This window comes from Saccharopolyspora mangrovi (assembly GCF_035320975.1).
GTDB classification, from domain to species: domain Bacteria; phylum Actinomycetota; class Actinomycetes; order Mycobacteriales; family Pseudonocardiaceae; genus Saccharopolyspora; species Saccharopolyspora mangrovi.
Window position 1 is genome coordinate 213,927 of sequence record NZ_JAWLNX010000005.1, and the last position, 21,208, is coordinate 235,134.

General features: G+C 70.7%; 6 protein-coding genes. All 6 read right to left on the bottom strand.

Translation table 11 applies throughout. The features are described from left to right. Positions 1-15: 15 nt before the first annotated feature. Positions 16-3,414, bottom strand: coding sequence for a right-handed parallel beta-helix repeat-containing protein (locus R4I43_RS09735; RefSeq protein WP_324265237.1), 3,399 nt, complete (start codon positions 3,412-3,414; stop codon positions 16-18). Then, the gene (locus tag R4I43_RS09740) at positions 3,411-4,376 is read right to left on the bottom strand and encodes a hypothetical protein (RefSeq protein ID WP_324265238.1); all 966 of its coding nucleotides are present in this window, start codon (positions 4,374-4,376) and stop codon (positions 3,411-3,413) included. Before R4I43_RS09740 ends, R4I43_RS09735 begins: the two co-directional genes overlap by 4 nt. Beyond that, positions 4,373-7,870, bottom strand: coding sequence for a hypothetical protein (locus tag R4I43_RS09745; RefSeq protein ID WP_324265239.1), 3,498 nt, complete (start codon positions 7,868-7,870; stop codon positions 4,373-4,375). Before R4I43_RS09745 ends, R4I43_RS09740 begins: the two co-directional genes overlap by 4 nt. Positions 7,871-7,962: 92 nt before the next feature. Continuing rightward, on the bottom strand, positions 7,963-20,352 hold the full coding sequence (locus R4I43_RS09750; RefSeq protein ID WP_324265240.1) for a WXG100-like domain-containing protein: 12,390 nt from the start codon (positions 20,350-20,352) through the stop codon (positions 7,963-7,965). A gap of 79 nt (positions 20,353-20,431) precedes the next feature. Further along, entirely contained in the window at positions 20,432-20,764 is a 333-nt protein-coding gene (locus R4I43_RS09755; RefSeq protein ID WP_324265241.1) for a hypothetical protein, read from the bottom strand. Then, the gene (locus tag R4I43_RS09760) at positions 20,754-21,191 is read right to left on the bottom strand and encodes a YbaB/EbfC family nucleoid-associated protein (RefSeq protein WP_324265242.1); all 438 of its coding nucleotides are present in this window, start codon (positions 21,189-21,191) and stop codon (positions 20,754-20,756) included. The genes R4I43_RS09755 and R4I43_RS09760 overlap by 11 nt, the downstream gene beginning before the upstream one ends. Positions 21,192-21,208 lie beyond the last annotated feature (17 nt).

Sequence of the window (21,208 nt, forward strand, 5' to 3'; positions counted from 1 at the left end):
ACCTTGCGCCGGACCTCAGCCGCTGGCCACTTCGCCTGCGGCTAGGACGTCGTCGGGCAGGAGCAGGCAGAGGTCTTCCAGGGTCGGGGAGGCCGTGCGCCGCAGTCGCTTGGCGTGGCGGGTGACCGCCGCGTCCATGACCTGGCGGGCGTAGCGGCCGTTGCCGAAGGACGGGCCTCGCGGTGTCGCCACGAAGTGCGCCCGCAGCGCCGCGACCGTCGGCCCGGTGCACTCGTAGCCGGCCGCGGCGGCGTGCTGGGTGACGATGGTGACCAGTTCGTCGTTGCTGTAGTCGGCGAAGCGCACCCGCTGCGAGAAGCGCGAGGACAGTCCCGGGTTCGCCGCCAGGAACTCCTCCATCTGCCCTTCGTAACCCGCGGCCACCACCACGACCTCGTCGCGGTGGTCCTCCATCAGCTTGACCAGGGTGTCGATGGCTTCCTGGCCGAAGTCCGAGCTGGAGCCGCGCTGCGAGGACAACGTGTAGGCCTCGTCGATGAACAGCACGCCGCCCCGCGCCCGGTCGAACGCCTCGGTGGTGCGGTGCGCGGTGTGGCCGACGTACTCGCCGACCAGGTCACCACGCCCGACCTCGACGACCTGCCCGCGCTGCAGGATGCCCAGCGCGGCGAGGATCTCGCCGTAGAGGCGGGCGATCGTGGTCTTACCGGTACCGGGCGGTCCGCCGAAGATCAGGTGCCTGCTCAGCGACGGAACCGGGAGCCCGGCGGCCTGGCGCTGCTTGGCCGAGGCAAGCAGGTCGACCATGTTGCCGACCTCCGACTTGACGTCGGCCAGGCCGACCATGTGGTGCAGCTTGTTGAGCAGGCTCTCCACCTTGGCCGTGTCGGCGTTGGCCGCACCCGCCCCCACGCCGCTGCCCGGCAGCGCGCCGATGTCCTCCGGCAGCAGCCGGGTCATGGCCACCGGATTCAGCTCGGGGTCGTCGGCGAGGCGGTATGCCTGCCGGCCGATCATCTCCTCGAACACCTTGCGCGCGGTGCGGCCGTTGCCGAACGCCTCGTCCCTCGGGTACTTCGCGAAGTGGCCGAACACCGCCTCGCGGGTCTCGAACTCCAACCGGTAGTCGTTGGCGCGGCACATGCCCTCGACGATGGTGACCAGCTCGTCGTTGCTGTAGTCGGCGAACTCGATCGTCCGCGAGAACCGGGATCCCAGGCCCGGGTTGGTGGCCAGGAACTTCCGCATCTCCACGGTGTAGCCGGCCACGATCACGACCACGTCCTCGCGGTGGTCCTCCATGAGCTTGACCAGCGTGTCCACCGCTTCCTGCCCGAAGTCGGCGCCACCGCCACCCCCTCCGGAGAGGGCGTAGGCCTCGTCGATGAACAGCACGCCGCCGAGCGCCTTCTCGAAGCACTCGGTCGTCTTCAGCGCGGTGCCTCCGACGACGCTGGCCACCAGGTCCGCGCGCCCCACCTCTACCAGCTGGCCGGTGCGCAGCACGCCGAGCTCCTTGAGGATCTGGCCGTAGAGCCGGGCGACCGTCGTCTTACCGGTACCGGGCGAGCCCGCGAACACCAGGTGCCTGCTCATCGGCGGCATCGGCAGGCCGACCGCCGCGCGCTTCTCCGCCATCTGTTCCAGACGGGTCAGGACCTCTACCTCGCGCTTGACGTCGGTCAGGCCGACCAGCGAGTCGAGTTCGCTGAGGAGCTCGCCCAGCCTGCCTTCGGAGCTCCGCTCGGCCTGGACGAGTGCGGCGGGTTCGCGGCCGGAGTCGCTCGACGGGGCCTCGCCCGCGCTGCGGGAACTGCCGAACCGCTGCGTGTCGTCCGGCTCGGGCGCCGCTTCACCCGAATCGCTCTCCGGGTCGCCGTTCTGGGCGCTGGTGATGCCGCTGAGCCGCACGTTGTCGCGGCGGACCTGCAGCCGCACACCGGCGCCACCGTTGTCCTTGGTGACGGTGTCGCGGACGCTGATCGACTCGGTGGAACCGACGACGATGCCGTCGGCGGCGTTGCCGGAGATCTCGCACCGGTCGAGCACACCGGAGGAACCCGCGGCCCACTCGAGGCCGTTGCCCTCGCAGCCGCGGATGCGGGTCTGTTCCAGGGCCACCGAGGAGGTTCCGGAGGCCTTCACGCCGTGCTCACCGGCGTCTGAGAGGTCGCAGCCCCGCAGCACCGACTGGCCGTCGGAGACCAGCACCGCCGTCCCGCCGCTGCCCGCGACGGTCACGCCGCGCAGCTCCGCCGAGCTCTGCTCGGTGGTGCGGACGCCGACTCCCCCGGCTGCGGTGATGGCGACGTCCTCGATCTCGATGCCTGCCTTCTCGGCCAGCAGCACCGCATCGCTCGCCGCCTCGGCGATGGCTCCGCCTGAAACGGTCGCCTTCGATCCGCGCACCTCGATGCCGGCACCGGCCGGGTGCCGCAGCGTCAGCTCCCGGAAGGTCCCGGAACCGTTCTCCGTCACGACCACACCGGCCGCACCCGCGCCCGTCACGTCGAGGCCGGAGAAGGACGGCGAGGCACCGGCGATCCACACACCGGCGTCACGGGAGTCCAGGACGGTGCACTCGCTGAACTCGCCCTTGGAGCCTTCGAGCACGTGCACGCCGTACCCGGCTGGTTTCTCGATGCGCAGCCGGTGGATCTCGGGCTCGCCCTGCTGCACCAGGACCACGCCCTGCGCTGCGGGTGAGGTGATGGTGCAGTCCTCGATGAGCGGTGTCGACCGGGAGGCGATCAGCAGGCCGACGCCCGAGGTCTCGACGATGCTCGTGCCGCTGAGCCGGAAGGAGCTGTTGCCCTCGACCACCACGGCGGGGTTGCCGGAGCGGACGATCCGCGAATCGCGCATCGCGCCCCGGGCCCGTTCGGCGGCCAGCACGGCGCTGCCTTCGGCATCAGCGATGGTGCAGCCGACGAACTGCGGATCGGCGTCGGTGCGGATCACCACCGCAGCGGCCTTGACGTCGCTGATCGTGCAGTTGCCGAAGTGCCCCTCGGCGCCGTCGATGGCGATCACGCCCGCGCCCGCGGGGTTGGTGAACTCGGTTCCGTTGGCGCTCGCCTCCGCTTGGCCGTGCGCGTAGAGCGCGGCTGCGGAGGAGGCCTCGACCCGGCATTCCTCCAGCCGCAGGCGCCCGGTGGAGACGTCGATCGCCGAGGTTTCCGCCCCGCTGTGGACGAGGACCAGGCCGGACAGGACAGCGGTCTCGGCGGCCATCACGATCGCCGGATCACCGGTGGACTCGATGCGCACGCCCCCTGCCGCACCCGCTGCCGACAGCGTGACATCGCGGCTGAGCACCACCGACTCGGCGTAGGTCCCGGGCTGGATGGAGATCACGTCGCCGGTGGTGGCCGCGGCGATCGCATCGCCGATGGTGCGGAACGAGTCCGGGGCCGTCGCGGAGACCGACAGCATCGATCGGGTGTTGGTCATTCTCGCCCCAGTTGTTCTTCTGCCGGTTCTGGTTTCGACGGCGCGGTGAGCACGCCGATCGCGCGGTGCAGGCCCAGCCTGCCGAGTTCGGGAGGTTCCGGAGACGCGATGATCACGTGCGCGACCAGGTCGGGATCTGGTGCCAGGTGGTAGCGGTCGAGGTAGTAGCAGACCGCGTCGTTCCAGATCCAGGTGCCGTCCGAGCGGAAGTTCAGCGGCAGGGTGCGGTTCGGGTCGATCACGTCGGGCATGACGCGCTCGGTGGCCAGCGCGATCGGCGCCGAACCGAGGTAGTCGAGCAAGCGCCGCCGCTGCTCGGCTTCGGCGCGCGGGTGGTCGGGCCGGAAGAACGGATTGCCGATGGTGTCGGCTCCGTCGAAGACGCGCGCCAGCCGGGCGGGCGGTGCCGGGTCCCAGACCAATGCGGCAGTCGCCAGCGCGGCCTCGTGGTAGGTGGTCGGAGTGGCACCGGCGCGGAAGACCTCGACTCGCGGTTCCGCGCCGGCTTCGGTGATGCCGTGCTGGATCTCGGCCGTGAGCTCGATGAGGTCGGCGTCCTCTTCGGACTCGACGAGGTAGACCGGTTCGGTGCTCTCCGCCGACACCCGGCCGCTCCGCCACAGCGCCCGCACTCCCCCGACCCGCTCGGCGGAGCGCACCGCGGCCGCGTCCGCGGCGTCCGGCGCTCGTTCGCTGAACCGCCACGGTGGCGGTTCGGCGGCTCGCGGTGCCTCGACCAGCGCAGCGGGATCGATGGCGTTCGCTCGCGCCAGAGCGGTGAGCAGTTCGATCTCGGGCTCGGTCAGCGCCAGTCCTCGGCCGACCACGGCGATGAGCGAGTCGGCGATCTCGTCGAGCTCGTCATCGGCCAGGCAGGTGCGCAGCACGGCGAGTTCGCCGTCCGGGAGGCGTCCCGCGAGCTGCAGCAGCAGCCGGTGCATCTCGGGTGGTTCCGGGCTCACCTCTCGATCCCCGCGGCTTCGGCGAACGGGTTCGCCGGCTCACCGAGCAGCACCGAGTACCGCTCGTGATCGGGTGCGGTGGTCTCGGCAGCGGTCCGCTCATCACGGCTCTTGGCGGCCTCGGTCAGCCGTTCCAGCACGCGCGCGTCGTGCTTCTGACGTGCCTCCTCGGAACGCTGCTTCTTGCCGACCTCGGTGAGCAGGACCCGTCCCGCATCGGCTTCCACGGCCAGCACCCGGTAGGACGTCGCGGGCGGGAACACCACGTCGGCGGAGTTCTCGTCGGCGGCGAGCCCGCCGAGGCGTCGCGCCGTCACCGACCAGATCAGCAGTTCGACCGCTCCGGGCACCTCGGCGGACTCGTCGGAGACGCCGAGCATCGGGGCGGGCTCGACCAGTTCGCTGCCGACGACGTAATCCGCGACGGTCTCGGCCTCACCAGGGCCACCGCGCACGACCATGCCCTGCAACGAGGGCAACCGACGCAGGCCGCCCGCCAGGCAGGAGATGAACGGGTAGTGCGCGGCGGCGTTGCCGGTGCGGATCGCATCGACGAGTTCCCGCTGGTCGGAGGTGGCGAACACGTGCACGGCCGCGAGTTCGGTGAGCATCGCGTCATCGACCGGCATACCGCCGCGCAGTCCAGGCCGCTCTGCGAGCAGCCTCGTCACCGAGCGCGTGGCCGCGTCGTACTTCCAGCCCAGCGATTTCTTGAACTGCTGGCGGTCCGCCTCGGTGCTGGAGTGGTCCATCAGCAGCAAGGGCTTCAGCACGGCCGCGGCGACCTGGTCGTCGCTCTCGGCCTGCTCGGTGTCGGCTTGCTCGTCGGCGCCTACCTCGACGCCTGCTGCGTCGCTCGTTTCCGTTGCGGCCGCGTCTTCCATCGCGGCGGTGTCCTGCTGGAAGGAATCCGCTTCTGTCGAGACGACCTGTTCCACGGCCACGTCGAGCTCGGCGAGGTTGACCGCCGTCGTCTGCGCCACGGCGGGCTGAGATTCCGCGGCGGGAGCCGTTTCGCCCTGGGACGATCCGGTTTTCACTGCGTCGGCTCCCGACGCGCCGGTCGTGCTGGGCACCACGTGCGGCACCTCAGGTGCCTTCGGCTCGGTGGCCACCGCGGTGACCGCAGCAGGCAGCGGGGCCGGTGCGTGAACCGGCGGTGCGACCGGCGCGGTAACCGCTGGTGCCGGGGAGGACGTCCGGTTCGCGGCCGCGGCAGGCGCGACCGGTGCTGGGCCGTGGGCGGCTGGTTGCGCTGCGGGCGCCACCGGCGGGGTCACGGGTAGTGCGGCAGGTGTTCCCGCCGGTGCGATCGACGCGAGTGGTGCGACCGGTGCCGGTGGTGGTCCTGCGGCGGACGCAACGGGTGCCGGGGGCGCGGGTTTCGGGGACGTCAGCTTCGGAGGCGTCGGTTCCGGGTGCTCTGGGGCCGCGTCTTCCTCGGCCGGTTCGGAAACGGGCTCGGGTTCCTCGGGCTTCATCGGCGGCAGCGGCGTGCTGGAGGCAACGACCGGGATCTGCACGGACGTCGCCGTGACGGGCACCGCGACGGGGCTCGGGCTCGCCGGTTTCGTTTCCTGGTGCGGCTTTTCCGGTGTTGCGGGGTTCTGCGACGCTGCTGGAACTCCCGCCTCGGCGGCGGACGCAACGTGCGGCAGCGCCACCGGCTCGACCCGTTCTGCTACCGGGGTCGGCGCCACCACCGGAAGTTCCGCCGACTGCGGTTGTGACAACTTCGGGAGCGGCGTGGCCGGTCCCAGCGAGGTGGGCGCCGGAGGACCGGCGGTCACGTCCGCAGCCGCAACCTCCGGAACGGCTGGTACCGCCGGCGCCGCTGCGCCCGGTTCACCGGGACGCCATCCGTCACCGACGGGCCGCATCCGGCCTTCGGCGTCGACGGTCACCGGGAAGACGATGCGCAGCGGTTCGGTCGACTGGTGACGTAGCGGTTGCGGTGACTCGGCGGAGTGCGCGGCCTCCGGCTCAACCGCCGGAACACCGGGATCAGGGGAGACGGGTAGCGCCGACGCCATCGGCAGCTGCGACGTGACCTGCGCTGCGGTCGGGTCGGCGCGGCGGGGTGCTGACGAAACGCCGCTCGGAGGAGCGGGGACCCACGCGACCGGATGTCCCGTGACGCCGGCCGGCAGCGCACCGGCACCGGATTCCCAGGGGTGCGAGCGCAGCGGCGCGTTCGGGGTGACCGAGATGGCCGGTCCAGGTCCTGCGGTTCCGAGCACGTGCACGTCCACCTGCAGCGACGCGGCGAGACGCCCCAGGTGGTCCGGTCCGGTGTGCGGCGTCGCGATCAGCCGGAGGCGTTCGCGGGCGGCGGCGGGCAGGTCGTTGGCGAGGCGTTCCACCGCGAGGAGGACGCGCTCGGGCGGCGGACCACCGGCCGAGCTGACCACGAGGTTGACCGCATCCGGTGAGATCGGCAGTCGCGAGGCGACCGGGTCGACCGGCACGCGAACCGGACGGACGAGCAGTCCGGCGGCCAGGACGTCGACGAGCCAACCGTCCTGCAACCAGAAGGTGCCGGCGCCGGCGCCGGTGAGCCCGGACACCGGTGGCAGCCAGTTGCGCGGGATCGGCGGGGCTCCGGGCTGGTAGGTGCTCTCCAGCACGAACGGCAGCCAGGTGGGTTCACCCGAGGCGTCGTGGACCAGCCACGTCTGCCCACCTTCCGGCAGGTACTGGGGCACGGCGTGGCAGCCGTGCACCGCTTGCCCGATCAGTTCGGCGAGCTGTTGCGCGATGGGCCGCACGCTCACCGGTTCGGGCCCGTACCCGATCAGGCCGAACGTCTCGCGCAGCGGGGTGGGCAGGCCACCGACGAAGGCGGCGAGCGCTTCAGCGGCGGGCAGTGGTTCGCCGGGCGCTCCGACGACGATCGCCAGCCGGTTGCGGGACAGCGGAACCCGGAAACCGATGTCTCCGTGTGGTCTGGGCGGCTGCCCGGCGGCGCGCACCCAGACGCCAGCTGGGATGGGTGTGATGCTGATGCGCGGGTCGATCGGCCGGGTTCGCAGGCTGGCGGACAGCCCGTCCTGCCACTCCGGGACGGGATAGCGGGGTCCGTCGTGCAGCTTCGACGATCCGGGCCGGAAGCCGACCCAGCCGGTCTGCTCACCGGCGGAGAAGAGCTCGCCGCCGGGAAGCATGACGAGTTCTCCGTCGGGGGCGAGGACCTCGACGTCGAGCGCCTCGGACAGCCTCAGGGCCAGCGGCCGGGAACCGTTCGGGGCGGCGAGGCCCGCCCGGGGCGAGAGCAACCTGATCGCGGGTAGGCCGACGCCTTCGGGACGCAGTTCGGCGCGCAGCCGCGCCAGCACCTCGGGTTCGAGCTGGTCGAAGACGGACAGCGCGGTCTCATCGACGTAGACCTGCGTGCGCCCGTCCGCCAGGGTGAACGGCGGCGCCATCGGCGCACGCGCGTCCTCCGCGCGCACGACCACGCCTGCACCCGTTCGTTCTACGACCAACGCGCCCATGTGCTGCCTGCCTCCTCCCTCTGGCCCCGCTTCTTTCACGGATGGCGAGCGCGGAGGGGTTCAACTGTTGATGAGCCGTCGCCGAGCGGGTTTCACCGTCGGCGGTAGGACGACGAAGGCGGGTGGTCGTCGTAGTCGTCTTCGTCGTAGGACGGGGAGCGGCGCCGCCTCGAAGACCGACCGAGACCGAGATCGGTGTCCCGGGTGAAACCACTACCGGGGTCGGCGTGCGGGTCGTAGCCGCGATAACCCGGGACGAAATCTCTGTTCTCCACATTGGACAACCGAGGGGTCGTTCCCGGCAGGATCGTCCGACGCCCGTCCGGCCCTTGGTGAAAATGGCCGCTCACGGTCATCGCCGAGTGGATGTTGCGCCGGTCAACGTGCCGAACCGAGTCCCATTCCGACTGGTACTGCATGCGGTCCAGCAGGTCTCGCGGCAGGTTCTGCGACGCCATGTGGATCATGTTGCCGGACGACTCGATCTGGTAGATCTGCCCCGACATCGGCACGTACCAACGACCGTGGTGCCGGACCGGCTCACCGCCGTCGGGCACCACGAACTGGTGCGCCGCCGCCGAACTCGGCGTCACCGACACGTACCCCGAATTCCGCGCCGCATCACCACCGTGCACGTGACTGACCAAGTTGTAGTTGGTTCCCCAGGCCGTCATCCCGTCGCGGAAGATCACTTCCGGCGGGCGCGTGTCGCCTCGGTACATCCACTGCGGGCGCGGCGGGTTCGAGCGCAACTGCGGGTTGTCCAACCGCACCAGACCGGCCGGCTGCGCCGGAACCGCCCGGGACGAACCGCTCGAATACGACGGTGCGGCCACGTACGTCGAGTACGACGGCGCGTGCCGACTCGACGACGAATGATGCGAGCGGTGCGACCGGGAGGACTCGTGCGAGTAGCGGTAGCGGTCGTCCGGTGAAACACCGGGCGAGACGTCGGACGGGTTGGTCCCGCGCTGGGTGCTGGGCGTGCTGCTGGGTACGGGCGGGATGACCCCGTCGGTGGCCAGTGATCCGGGCAGGTGCGGCGAGGCGATCTCCATGATCTGCCGCATGTGCCGGTCGAGGATGCGGTAGTCGCCACCGGGCTGGTGCACGTCCATCAGGTCACCGGGCACCGGGCTGTCCGCGGTGTCCAGCAACTGCCGCGGATGCGGGTAGGCGTCCCGCACCCCGAAGAAGTGCATCACCTCGTGGGTGAAGTCCGACGGGCTCGCTCCCGCGGCCCAGCGGTGCTGGTCCATCGGGTTCTTCCGGTCGTCGGGCACACCCGGGACCACGTCGACGATGCCGTCCGCGTCGGCCGGGTCGTCGACGAAGGTGACCTTGCCGTGCGCTCGGACGTCGGGGCCGGGCAGCACGTTCTCCGGTTGGTTGAGCAGCCGCTCGATGCCAGCGGCGGTGTTGGCGCGCACGGTCGCGAGGTCCGCCAGGTTGACCCCGTCCGCGGCGCGCAGGAGCAGCTTCGTCTCGAAGTTCCAGCGCCCCGGCTCCGGGGTGAGCGTGTAGCGGATCTCCTGCCGGATACCGCTCTCCGGACCGCGCTGGATCGTCTGGCGACCGCCCTCGCTGTCCAGGACGAACGCGTTGTCCAGCGGCTTCCACCGCTCGGATTCGACGGTGAAGGTCGGGGCTTGCTGCGGGCTGGGCCGCGGCTCCGCGGCCGGGGGCGCGGTTTCCGGGGTGGCGCTGTCGGCGGTGACCGGGTTGTCGTCGCGGACGACGCGCGGCCGTGATCCGTCGGGCTGGAAGCTGCGCCACTGGAGCTTGCCCCGGCCGTTGTCGACCAGCGCCACGACCTCCTTGCCGAGGTCCCTGGCGACCCGGGTACCGCTGTCGGCGAACTCGACGCCGCGCCCACCGGGCTCCGGGGAGGGAACCAGCACGACGCGGTTCGCGCCGGGGTCGATCTGCGCCGCCACGGTCTCGGTGCTGACCGGCCCGGCCGGGGCCTGGATCCGGGGGCTGTCGGCGATCGAACCGGGCACCCGAACCGAGCCGGGGCTGCTCTGGCCACCGGGTGCGGGGGCTGCTCCCGGTGAATCGGCCTGGCCTGGCGGAAGTCCCGGTCGCCGGTCGTAGTAGTACCTGTCGCTCGACGTCGGGTAATACCGGGACGACGACGAGCTCGTCACCGGGTAGTAGGACGACGACGTCGCGTACGTCGAGGAGGCCGGCACCGACCGGATCGACTCGTGCGACGACCGGCTGGGCCGTGGAGGTGCGAGTCCGAGATCGGTGTTGCGGCTGAACCCGCTGCGCGGATCCGCGTGCGGGTCGTAACCCCGGAAACCAGGTACGTAGCCGCGGTTCTCCACATTGGTCAGCTGAGGGGTCGTGCCTGGCAGGATCGTGCGCCGCCCGTCCGGCCCCTGGTGGAAGCGGCCGCTGACGGTCATCGCCGAGTGGATGTTGCGCGGGTCGACGTGGCGGACGGAATCCCACTCGGTCTGGTACTGCATGCGGTCCAGCAGATCCCGAGGCAGGTTCTGCGAGGCCATGTGGATCATGTTGCCGGACGACTCGATCTGGTAGATCTGCCCCGACATCGGCACGTACCAACGACCGTGGTGCCGGACCGGCTCACCGCCGTCGGGCACCACGAACTGGTGCGCGGCCGTCGCGCTCGGGGTCACGGACACGTAACCGGAGTTGCGGGCAGCATCGCCACCGTGCACGTGGCTGACCAGGTCGTAGTCCCGACCCCAGGAAGTCATGCCGTCGCGGAAGATCTCCGCAGGCGGCCGGGTGTCGCCCCGGTACATCCACTGCGGGCGCGGCGGATTCGCCCGCAACTGCGGGTTGTCCAACCGCACCGGACCGGCCGGCTGCGAGGACGGGACCGCCGTTGAGGACGACGGGGTCGTGTACGACGACGAGTGGTGCGAGCGCGGCCCGTGCGACGACCGGGACTGCTGCGACCGCCCTCCGTAGGGGTCGTGATGCCCGCCGTGGTGCCGTCGAGGGCGGTCGCTGGGCGGGACCGCCGGCGAGACGTCGGACGAGTTTGTCTCGCGCTGCGAGTCGAACGTGGTGCCCGACGCCGAGGGGATCACGCCGTCGGTCACCAGCGATCCGGGCAGGTGCGGCGAGGCGACGTCCATGATCTGCCGCATGTGCCGGTCGAGGACCCGGTAGTCGGTGCCGGGCTGGCGCACGTCCATCAAGTCACCGGGCACCGGGCTGTCCGCGGTGTCCAGCAGCTGCCGCGGATGCGGATAAGCATCGCGCACCCCGAAGAAGTGCATCACCTCGTGGGTGAAGTCCGACGGGCTCGCTGCGGCGGCCCAGCGGTGCTGGTCCATCGGGTTCTTCCGGTCGTCGGGCACACCCGGGACGACGTCGATGGTGCTGTGGGAGTCGGCCGGGTCGTCGACGAAGACGACGTTGGCGCGCGCCTCCACGTCGGGGCCGGGCAGCACGTGCGCCTGCCGGTTGACCAGCTGCTCGATGCCGGCGGCGGTGTTGGCGCGCACGTTGGCGAGGTCGGCCTGGGTGACGCCCTCAGCAGGCCGCAGGTGCAGCTTCGTCTCGAAGTTCCAGCGGCCGGGCTCCGGGGTGAGCGTGTAGCGGATCTCCTGCCGGATGCCGCTCTCCGGGCCGCGCTGGATCGTCGGCTGCGCGCCGCTGTTGTCGAAGACGAAGGCGTTGTCCAGCGGCTTCCACCGCTCGGCCTCGACCTCGAACTTCGGCAGCGGTTCATCGGCGTCCAGGGGGTGCTCGGCCACCGGCTGCTGGGCGGGAGCAGGCGGGACCGCGGGCAACCGGTCGCGAATGGATTCGGCGATCTGTGCGCTGGCGGGATCGGCGAAGAACTCCTCGGCGCGCCGCGAACCGAAGTCGTCGATGCCGGTCGAGTAGGCCACCGCGGCGAGGATCTCGCGGTCGGTGTTCTGCTGCGTCACCCCGAGGGAGCGGACGTCGATCTCGACGCTGCGCCCGGTCTCCTGCGTGTTGGCGGTGGGCTGGCGCGGTTGCCCGGTGCGTTCCAGGGCGGCCGGGACGAAGTGCGCGTCGCTCTTGGAGTTCCCGCTGCCCGGAGCGGAGCGGGCCGGTCCGTCGTGCCCGCTGAGCCGGTAGTTCCCGTGCAGGTCGGAGCTGATCTGGTCCGACAGCGCGCCGCCGACGACGTCACCGTCGTCGGTGATGTGCCGCTGCTGGGCGTTGCCGCCGGGGGCAGCCGGGAATCCGGCCATGCGGTTGGGCTGGCCGGTGTAGGGGTTGGTCTCGGGCGTGACGCCCAGCACCATCGTGTGGTCGTCCAGCCAGGGCAGGGCGAAGTACTTCTGCTTGCGCCACTGGCCGTCCTGCCCCTGCTCGAGCAGGTTCCCAGAGCGGTCGAAGTGCCTGCCGCGTCCATCGGTCCTGGTCTCGTCCGGGCGGATGCCGTTGTCCTGCACCGCGTTCGGCGGAGCACTGGGCGCGAGGTCGGTGTTCTCGCGCCGGAGGTCGTGCAGCGCCAGCTCGTTCTCGGCGATCTGCCGCCCGACCTGGTCGAGCTTCTCCACGTCGGGTGCGGTGACTTCAGCGGCGGCGCGGTGGATGATCTCGACCTGTCGCGCGTCCGGCCGCGGACCACCGTCGAGGTGCAATTCGGACATGGCGCGAACTGCGTCGGCGATGCCGTTGAGCCGGTTGATCAGCTTGCCGTGCTGCGAGTTCAGCTCGGCCAGTTGGTCCTCGAGAACCTGGACCTGCTGGGCCGCCTGCTCGGGATCCTGCGCCGTGCCCGCCGGTTCCCGATCGGCCACGTCCTGGGGTGCGGGTGCCTGGTCGGAGTTAGGGGTGGTCGCGGGTGCGGTCAGCGGTGGGGTTTCGAACGGGGCGTGCTCGCCGTCGCGGACGTCGAACTCCACCGTTGTGCCGGTGAACCCGTTGGCGCCTTCGCGGCGGTGCTCGGACCAGAACGGCGAGAAGTGCGGCTTGGAGCGGATCACCACGTCGTAGTGCGGTATCGCGGTGTAGCGGCGCCACTCCTGCTGCCGGGTGCGGGTGTTGTGGCTCTGCTCCAGCGCGGCGGTCGAGGTGTCGGAGTCGGAGACGGCCCGCGAGGCCGAGTTCTCGGCGTTGCTCCAGTTCGCGTTGTGGATGGCCATCATGCCGAATCCGGCATCGGCACCTCGGGTGTTGGCTTCGCTGGAGGTCTGCCCGGACTCCTGCCCGTGCTTCTCCTCGTGCTGCGCCTCGGTCCAGGAGTGCATGAACCGCGGGTCGGTCAGCCGGGCCTTGACCTGCACCTCGTAGTCCACGGCCAGGAACCGGTCGTGCACCCGGAAGGTGCTGGTGTGTCCGTCGTCGCTGAGCAGCTGCCGGTCCGCGCCGATGTTCGGCACGATCATGTCCGGCGAGAACAACGCGTCGATCTTGCCGCGGTTGGGCGTCCCCGCTCCGAACCAGCGGTTCACCAGGTCCTTGTGACCGCGCGCGTCGACGATGGCGTCGACGGTCTGCTGGGTCAGCTGCGGGTCCCGGGTGCTCTTGGCCAGCTGGAACGACGGGGTCTGCCGGGCCGCGCCGGTGATGTCGCGCCCGGTACCGGCGGGCGTGTGGTTCGCGGGCTGGTCGAGCAGGAACTCGGGGAGGTTCAGGTCGACCTCGCCCCGCGTCTGGGACAGCTGCGGTGGCAGCGTGACCTCGCGCAGCTCGGGGTTCCGGTAGGCGCTGGAGCCGACCGCGCCTTCGGTGAAGGTCGACAGCAGCAGCGGCGGGACGCGGAACTTGTGCACCGTGAAGTTGACCTCCACGGGTGCCCGGACGCCCACGTGGTTGCCGGTGTCGGAGCGGTCCTGGCGGAAGGTGTCGACCTCGTTGGCCTGCTCCGCGCTGCTCTCGGCCGACCAACCGGCGACCGGCATGGGGGCAGCGGTGCCGCCCGCTTCGGTGGTCGGCACGATCGGCCACGCGGTGAGCGACAACGCGGTGGCCACGCCGCGCGAGGAGTCCTCCCCTCGCCCGCGCACGCCGAGGGTTTCCACGTAGCCACCGGTCTCGGCATCGCCCCGGTCGATGATCTCGGCGCCCGGTTGCTGCTCGGCGGTCGCGGTGAAGGTGTAGTAGTGCGAGCCGAACCACCGCGACCGGAACATGGTGCGCTGCCAGCCGCCGTTGAGCATCTCGCGGACGTCGGCGGGGTTGTCCAGCGCGCGCAGCGCGTTGGTGGCGTCGAACAGCGGTGCCGGGCGCCCGGAACCCGGGGTCCAGCCCGGGAAGAGCTCGGGCGCGGCGTGGTAGAGCGCCCGGATCGCGTCGTCCGACAGGCGCTCCGGCGTTTCCCGCTGCTGCGCCTGGCCGTCCTGGTCGTGGGTGGTGTCCTGGTTCTGCGCGGTGGCGTCCGGCGCGTCGCGGGTGAACCCGGAGACGACGACCGAGCGGTCGAGGCCCTTGCCGAGGTCGCGCAGCAGCGGCAGGTCCTCGGTGAGCCGGGCGTCGGGGTGCGTGGTCACCGGGTTCTGCGGCTTGGCGTAGAGCAGCCCGTCGGGGACGACGATCTCCACGCTGTCGCTCTGCGCCCCGGTCGGGTAGGGGCTGATCGCGTCCCAGCGGTGGTTGGGCTGGCCGAACAGCTGCTGCCAGGCGTCGGCCCGGACCTTGAGCACCAGGTCACCGGTGTAGAGCTGCATCGGCGCCTTGACCTGCGAGGACGCCTTGGTCGAACCGCTCAGCGAGTCGTCGTTGCCGTGCCCGGTCGACATGGACACGCCCGCGCCGGCGTCGGCCATCGAGCCCCAGAAGTTGAGTCCGATCTCGCCCTCGGTGCCCCTGCTGGTGCCGTCGGAGACCGACATGCCCGTCTTGTTGGTGGTCTCCCACGTCGAGTTGCCGGGCACCGGGCCGAGCGGCCGCTCGTTGTGCACCCGCATCTCGAAGGCGCCGCGCTGAACGCGGTCGAAGAACCAACCGGCGTGCGGGCCCTCGTCACGCACCTGCGGGGTGTGGAACATGCCGGGGAGCCGCGTCTTCCACCACTGCGGGTCCACGTCGAGCAGGTGCGCGGGGTCGCTGTGCCGGGGGTCGGTGCTGCCGCCGTGCGCGATCCAGCGGCGGAACCGCTCGAACTTGCCTTCCTTGGCGCTGCGCGCGGCGTCGCGCTGCATCTCGTGGAAGGCCTGGTTGGCCTTGTCGTAGAGGTCGACGACCGAGATCACGGCGGTGTTGTTCATGTCGACGCGGTTGCCGTCGTCGAGACCGCGCCCGGCGGTCGGCTCCGGGTCTCCCGGGTGCCAGCCCGCGTCGGCGTCGAGCATGAAGCTGGCCACCCGGTAATCCGCCTGGCCGAGCACCTGCATCGTGGTGGCGGGTGTCTTGCGGCTGAACGGGTTCCGCGCCGAGGTGTCGGTGGCCTTGAGGTCCCATGCGATGTCGCGGGTGATGCGGTCGGCCTTGCCCTCGTACTTGATGCGCTGCTCGGATTCGAGGCTGTCGCCGTGGCCGCTGGACTTTCCGCGGGTCCAGCTCCCGCCGAGACCGCCGATTCCGCCGACGTAGCTGTTGGCGCCGTAACCGGAGGGCCGGATCGTGGTGCGGGCCATCACCGCGAGCAGTGCACCGACTCCGAGGCTGGTCTTGAAGCCGGTCTTCCAGCCGCTGCCGCGTTTGCGGGTCGCGCTGAACTTCACGTCGTTGTCGAGCGTGCGGCGTCCCGTCACCTCGCCGAGGCCGCCGGTGAGCTCGAAGCTGAACTTGCGCCCGCCCGCGGTGACGTCGACGGTCACCGGCTTGCCGTCGCCGGTGAGGTCGTCGAACTTGGTCATCACCTTGTAGGGGCCGAGCCCACTGAGGTCGCGGTTGACCTGGTTCCAGTCGACGGTGCCCGGATCGGCGCCGAGCGCGGTGAGCCGCTGCTGGATGTGCTGTCGCGCCTGGTCGCGCAGCTGTTCAGTGCCGCGGACTCGCACGACGTTCTTGAACATGCCCTCGCCGTCGATCACGGTGCGGATGCGTTCGCGCTGTTCGGCGTCGGGCACGGCGGTCGGGGTCGCGGTGGCCGGCGTGCCGCCGGGGTTGAGCGCGTCGTTGAGGACCTGCTCGAACTCGGGGACGTCCTCGTTGCGCACCCACACGTAGGTGGCGCCGTCGGTGGGCGTCACCGCGACCGGGTCGGATTCAGCCTTGCCACCGGGCCGGGAGGTGATCTCGGCGGCCAACGACAGGTCGATCCGGTAGCGCTGCGCGCCGTCGGATTCCAGCGACTTGTCCTTGTTGGTGCCCGCTTCCCGGCCGGTCTGGGACTCCTTGCGGCTGGAGGTCAGCGAGAGGACCCCGATCGGGCCGACCTGCAGCGGGCTGATGTTCCCGTCGATCTTGGCCTCGCCGGAGGTGAACAGGCCGCGGAGCCGGATTCCGCCGATAGCCCGGGATCCGATGCTGTTGGAGACTCCGGTGTCCTTGGTGTTGCGCAGGATCTCGCCGGTGCGGATCGGCTGCGGGTCGCCGACCTTCTCGAACCCGCGCACCTGCGGTTCGACCTTCACCTTGACCTGCGGGTGCTTCGACCAGTTCTTGCCCGGCATCCGCAACCACTTGGGGTAGGTGGTGCGCTGGCTGATGTCGATGCCGTTGACCAGGCCCTCGGAGGTCTCCTCGACGAACTGCGAGGAGTCGACCTTGTCAGCGATCCCACCGCTGAGCGTGGTGTCCTTCTTCGCCCAGTCCGGCAGGTTGGACATGACGTTGCGGTTGAGCCGGCCGATGCCGGCGTAGCCGTCGAGGTTGGCGATCAGCTGCTGGACCTCGGCCGGGACCGGGACCGGTGCACGCGGGGCCGGCGTGTTCTGCGTCGTGCTGTCCTGGTCCTGCGGGTGGGTCGACGTCTGCTGATCGTTCTGGCTGGCCTGCACGGCTGGTGCCGTCGTGGTCGGGTTCGTGCCGGCCGGTGCGGGTGCCGGACGGGGCTTCTCCAGCACCGTCTCCGGGTAGGCGAGCCGGACCGTGGGGTCGAAGCGGGAGCTGCCCCTGTTGCCGTCGGACTCCCACTGGACCTCGAAGTTGACGTCGAAGGCCTTGTGGTGGCCGCCGAGCTTCGCGGTGCGCTCGCGGGTGTTGCCGGTCTTGTCCGAGACGCTGCTGGTGCGGCTCTCGCCCCAACCGAGGAACGGCATGACGCGCAGGTTCAGCGAGGTCGCGGCGACCTCGATCGCCGAGTCGACCCAGCCGACGACGACGTTCTGCCGGAGCTTGCGGGACACGGCGTGGTTGGAGATTGACCGGCTGGCGCCCTCGTGCTTGCTGCTCTGCGACGGGGTGTTGTGCACCTCGGTTTCGGAGGCGGCGACCGGGGCGACGGTGCCGGGATCCATCCGCACGTGCACGCTCTGCGCACCGTCGCGGGTGGGCACCTGGAAGCTGCGACCGCTGGCGAGGATCTGCAGCAGCCCGAGTTCACCTCGGGTGTTCACCAGGTGCTGGAACTGCTGCCGGAGTCCGGCCTGCACCGTCGGGTCGACGTCGATCTTGGAGGCGATGTTGGCGGCCAGCGGCGCGTCGCGGCCCGGCGACCAGACGCCGTCGCTGGGCAGCAGCCGGGAGTTGCCGGAGATGATGCCGTCGCGGGTGAGCTCCGCCGGGCGCGGCGTCTCCTCCACCTGCGCGGTCATGTCGGCGGCGAAGGAGTCCGCGGCGCGGGCCGTCTCCGGCAGCACCGGCGGGGAGGTGACCTGCGACGGGTCGGTCAGCGTCAGGTCGAGGGGCGCATCCTGGTCCAGCGCCGCGAAGATGTCGTCGTTCGCGGCGGTGTCGGTGTCCGTCCGGTCCTGGTCCTGCTGGCTCGTGCTCCGGTCGTTGGAGTCCTGCACCGGACGCTGGTCGTTGGAGTCCTGCGCCTGGCCCTGGTCCTGAGTGGACTGCTGGTGCTGCGCGGCGTCCTGGTCCTGGGACCGCTGGGCGTCCACAGCTCCGTCCGGCCGGGATTGCGAGGTGTCGACGGCGTTGCCGCTGGAATCGACCGCGACCGTGGCGTCGGAGTTCTCGGGCGTCGGGGTTCCGGGGATTTCCGGGACCGCTGTCTGCGAGGTCGCGGTGACCTCGGCGGCCGATGGCGAGGCAGTGCTGCTCGCACCGCCGTTCGTCGTGCCACCGCGCGTGTTCGACGGGTTCGAGTTCGACGGCGACTGGTTCTGCGACTGCTGCGCGGCCGAAGTCGTCGAGGCCTGCGAGGTCGAGCTGGTCGGCTCCGGCCCGGTCTGCCCCGTGCTGGGCATGCCGTTGACCGGCTGCTGGACGGGCGGAGCGCCGGTGCCGGTCGACTGGGCCGACTGCTCGGTCTCGCCCCGCTGCGACTGGTCGCGCTGCTGGGCCTGCGAGTCGGAGGTGCCCGAGCTCGCGTCGTCCGCCGGGTCCTGCTGGACCTGGCCGGGATCGGCCTGCGACTGCGGTGCCTGCTGCGTCGGACCGGACTCCACCTGACCGGGCTGGTTCACCTGCGCGCCGGAACCGACGGTCGTGCTCGACTGCTGCGTCCCGGCGCCGTCCTGACCGAACTGCTGCGCCGCCGTGTCCGGCGTGGTGCTCGCGATCACATCGGCGTCCGATGTGGACTGCTGCGGAGCCGCAGGGTCCTGCTGCGGCGCGTTGTTCTGCGGGAGGGGCTGCGCCGGATTCGTGCCAGCGTCCTGCGCTGCGGGAGAAGCAACGTCCCCGGGAACGCTCGGGCTGGTCTGCTGCCCACCGGCGCCCACCGGCGCCTGCGCACCGACCTCCGGCGAGGACGATTGCCCGCCGAACACCTGGCCGGTCGGGGACTGCGGATCGCCTTGCCCGATCATCGAGTCCGATGTGGACGAAATCGGGCTCTGCTGACCTGCGGTCGGCACCCCTGGCGAGATGTCCGGTTCGGAGGAGTTCGACGGCGAGAGACCCGGTGATGCATCACCGTTCGACGACGACCCCTGCCCCGAGGCGACCTCCGGACCGCCGGTGCCCACCGAGCCCTGGCCACCTCCGGCACCGACGCTGACGGTCTCCGCAGGTCCACCGTTCTCGGACCCGGTCTCGGAGCCGGGCTGCGAGGGGACCTGGGTCTGCGACTCGGTGATCGAGCCGTTGCCGGACTGCGCCGCCGGACCAGCCTCGAACTTGTTGCCCGATCCGCCGGAGGCACGGTTCGACTGCCCGGGGACCTGGCTCTGGGACTGCCCCAGCGAGCTCGGGTTCGCCGCCCCGCCCACGCCGCGGTCACCGCCGCCGGTGTTCCCGGAGCCGCTGGCTCCCCCGAGCCCCCCAGCGGCTCCGGCGACCACGCCGTCGCCGGAGATGCCTTCCGCGTCGCCGTCGATGCCCGAGGTGTCGAGGTCTCCGTCGCCGTCGAGCAGCGGCGAGGTGTCGGAGTCACCGCCATCGCCCTCGCGCTGCGCGGCCAGGAACGGGTTCTCGCCGCTGCCCGGGGTGAGGTTGCCGTACATGCCGGCGCCGATGACGCTGCCCAGGCTCCCCGCCAGATCGGCGGACATGCCCGCCGTGAAGGAGTACGGGTTGGCCTGGAAGCCCTTGCCCGTCATCGCGCTGTAGAGGCCCTCGGTGAAGAACTCGTGCAGGCCCTCCTCGACCGCGTCGGCCAGCCCGCGGCCGAACTTCTCGGCCCACATGCCCTTGAGCGTCATGCCCGCGTAGTTGCCGGGCGTGTGGGCGCCGAGATCGCGAGCGACGTGGGTGTTCATGTGGTTGGAGACCTGGGTGGCGAACTTGGCCAGCGAGGGCGCCTTCGGGAAGTCGTCGGCGAAGTTCTTGGCAGCGGCCTCCGCGGCGGCCTTGAGGATGTCGTTGTCGACCTGGTCGCCGATCCCCTTGACCAGGCCTTTCGCCAGCATGTTGCCCATCGCTCCACCGAGCGCGGCGAACGGCAGGGCCAGCGCGCCGCCGACCGCGCCCACGGCGGCGGCCTGCTTGGTGGCGTCCTCGTCCCAGTCGTCGCGGGTACCCCTGGCCATCTGGATGCCCTGGGCGGCGGCATCGATGGCGACCTGGAAGGCGATGCCGAAGATCTGCGCCTGGATGACGCGCATGAGCAGCCGGCCCCAGATGTTCTTCAGCAGGAACCGGACGATGGCGTAGCGGCCGGCCAGCCACGCCATGCTGGCGCCGAAGGTGGGACCGGCCATCGCGATGGCCCAGGCGATTTCGGCGAGCAGTTCGATCAACGACAGCAGGCTGACGAGCTTGACGTACTCGGTCTGCACCGAGAGCTGCTTGAGGAAGCCGGCGATCTGCTCGTAGCCGGTGGCGGCGGTTTCGATGTAGCCGTTGCTCTCGACGTACGGCGCCATGCGGTCGGCGAAGCGCATCGCCGCCTTGCCGTAGAACTCCGAGCGGATGAGCTTGATGGCCTGGGCGAGTTCGGGGGTCAGCTCACCCCGCAGCCTGTTGGCGGTGTTGCGCCACGACTCCGACAACTTCCGAAGTTGATCTTCGTTGATCTGCGGCCACTTCTCACCGGTCAGGACCATGAAGAGGTTTCCGACCTCTTCCGGAACCATGATCGCCATAGTCAGCCCTCAGCCCCTCGTCCACGCGCCACTGGGCTCGGCGCGACCGCAGGCCACGCCGAGCCCGCGCTCATGACTTCCTGCCGCTCTGGCTCACCTCGCTGGTCGCGGTCTCGTTCATGTCGTCGAAGGTCTTGCCGACGTCGACGACCTTCTCGCCGTCGGTGCCGATGCTCAGGCCGAGCATGCGCAGGAACTCCAGCCCGTCCTTCTCCCCGGGCTCGTACTTCGTGCGCAGCGTCTTGGCGATGTCGTCGTCACCTTCGATGGCGAAGGCGTTGCAGTCGTGGGCGAGGTCGGCGTAGATGGAGTTCGCGGTCTCGGCGATGCGGGTCAGGTCGACACCTCCCCGCTTGAGCGCCTCGATGTCCGCGGCGACCAGGTCGTTGTCCTCACTTGCCACGATCGGCCCCCTCACCGTCGTCGGCGGCGTCGGCCATGCTGTCGGCTTCGCGCACCGCCTCGTCGAACATCTCGTCCAGGTCGAACTCGCCGTTGACCATCTCGGTCAGCGCCGAGCCGAAGCCCGCGGGCGCCATCGCGCTGTAGGCGGCGATGGACTTCTGGTTGGCCTCGTCCTGGGCCTGCCGAACCAGCTCGACGATCTTGCTGGCCAGTTCGGCAGGCGCCATCGTGCGGTACCGGGTGCCGGAGAACTTCAGACCGGTGAGCCGCTGCCGGTGGTCCACCGTCGCGGATATCGAGCGGTCCTTGCTGGAGACCGTCGTGGTCTCCTGCTCGGCCCGCTCCTGCGCCTGCCGGATGCGCTCCTGCTGCTCCCGGAGGTCTGCCAGTGCGTTTTCCATCTGGTTGAACAGGGGAGATGACATCGCCGGTCACTCCCTCC

Bases quoted from the DNA above. Each gene is read 5' to 3' on its own strand.
- R4I43_RS09760 (WP_324265242.1), bottom strand. From the start codon at position 21,191: ATGTCATCTCCCCTGTTCAACCAGATGGAAAACGCACTGGCAGACCTC.
- R4I43_RS09735 (WP_324265237.1), bottom strand. From the start codon at position 3,414: ATGACCAACACCCGATCGATGCTGTCGGTCTCCGCGACGGCCCCGGAC.
- R4I43_RS09750 (WP_324265240.1), bottom strand. From the start codon at position 20,352: ATGGTTCCGGAAGAGGTCGGAAACCTCTTCATGGTCCTGACCGGTGAG.
- R4I43_RS09745 (WP_324265239.1), bottom strand. From the start codon at position 7,870: ATGGGCGCGTTGGTCGTAGAACGAACGGGTGCAGGCGTGGTCGTGCGC.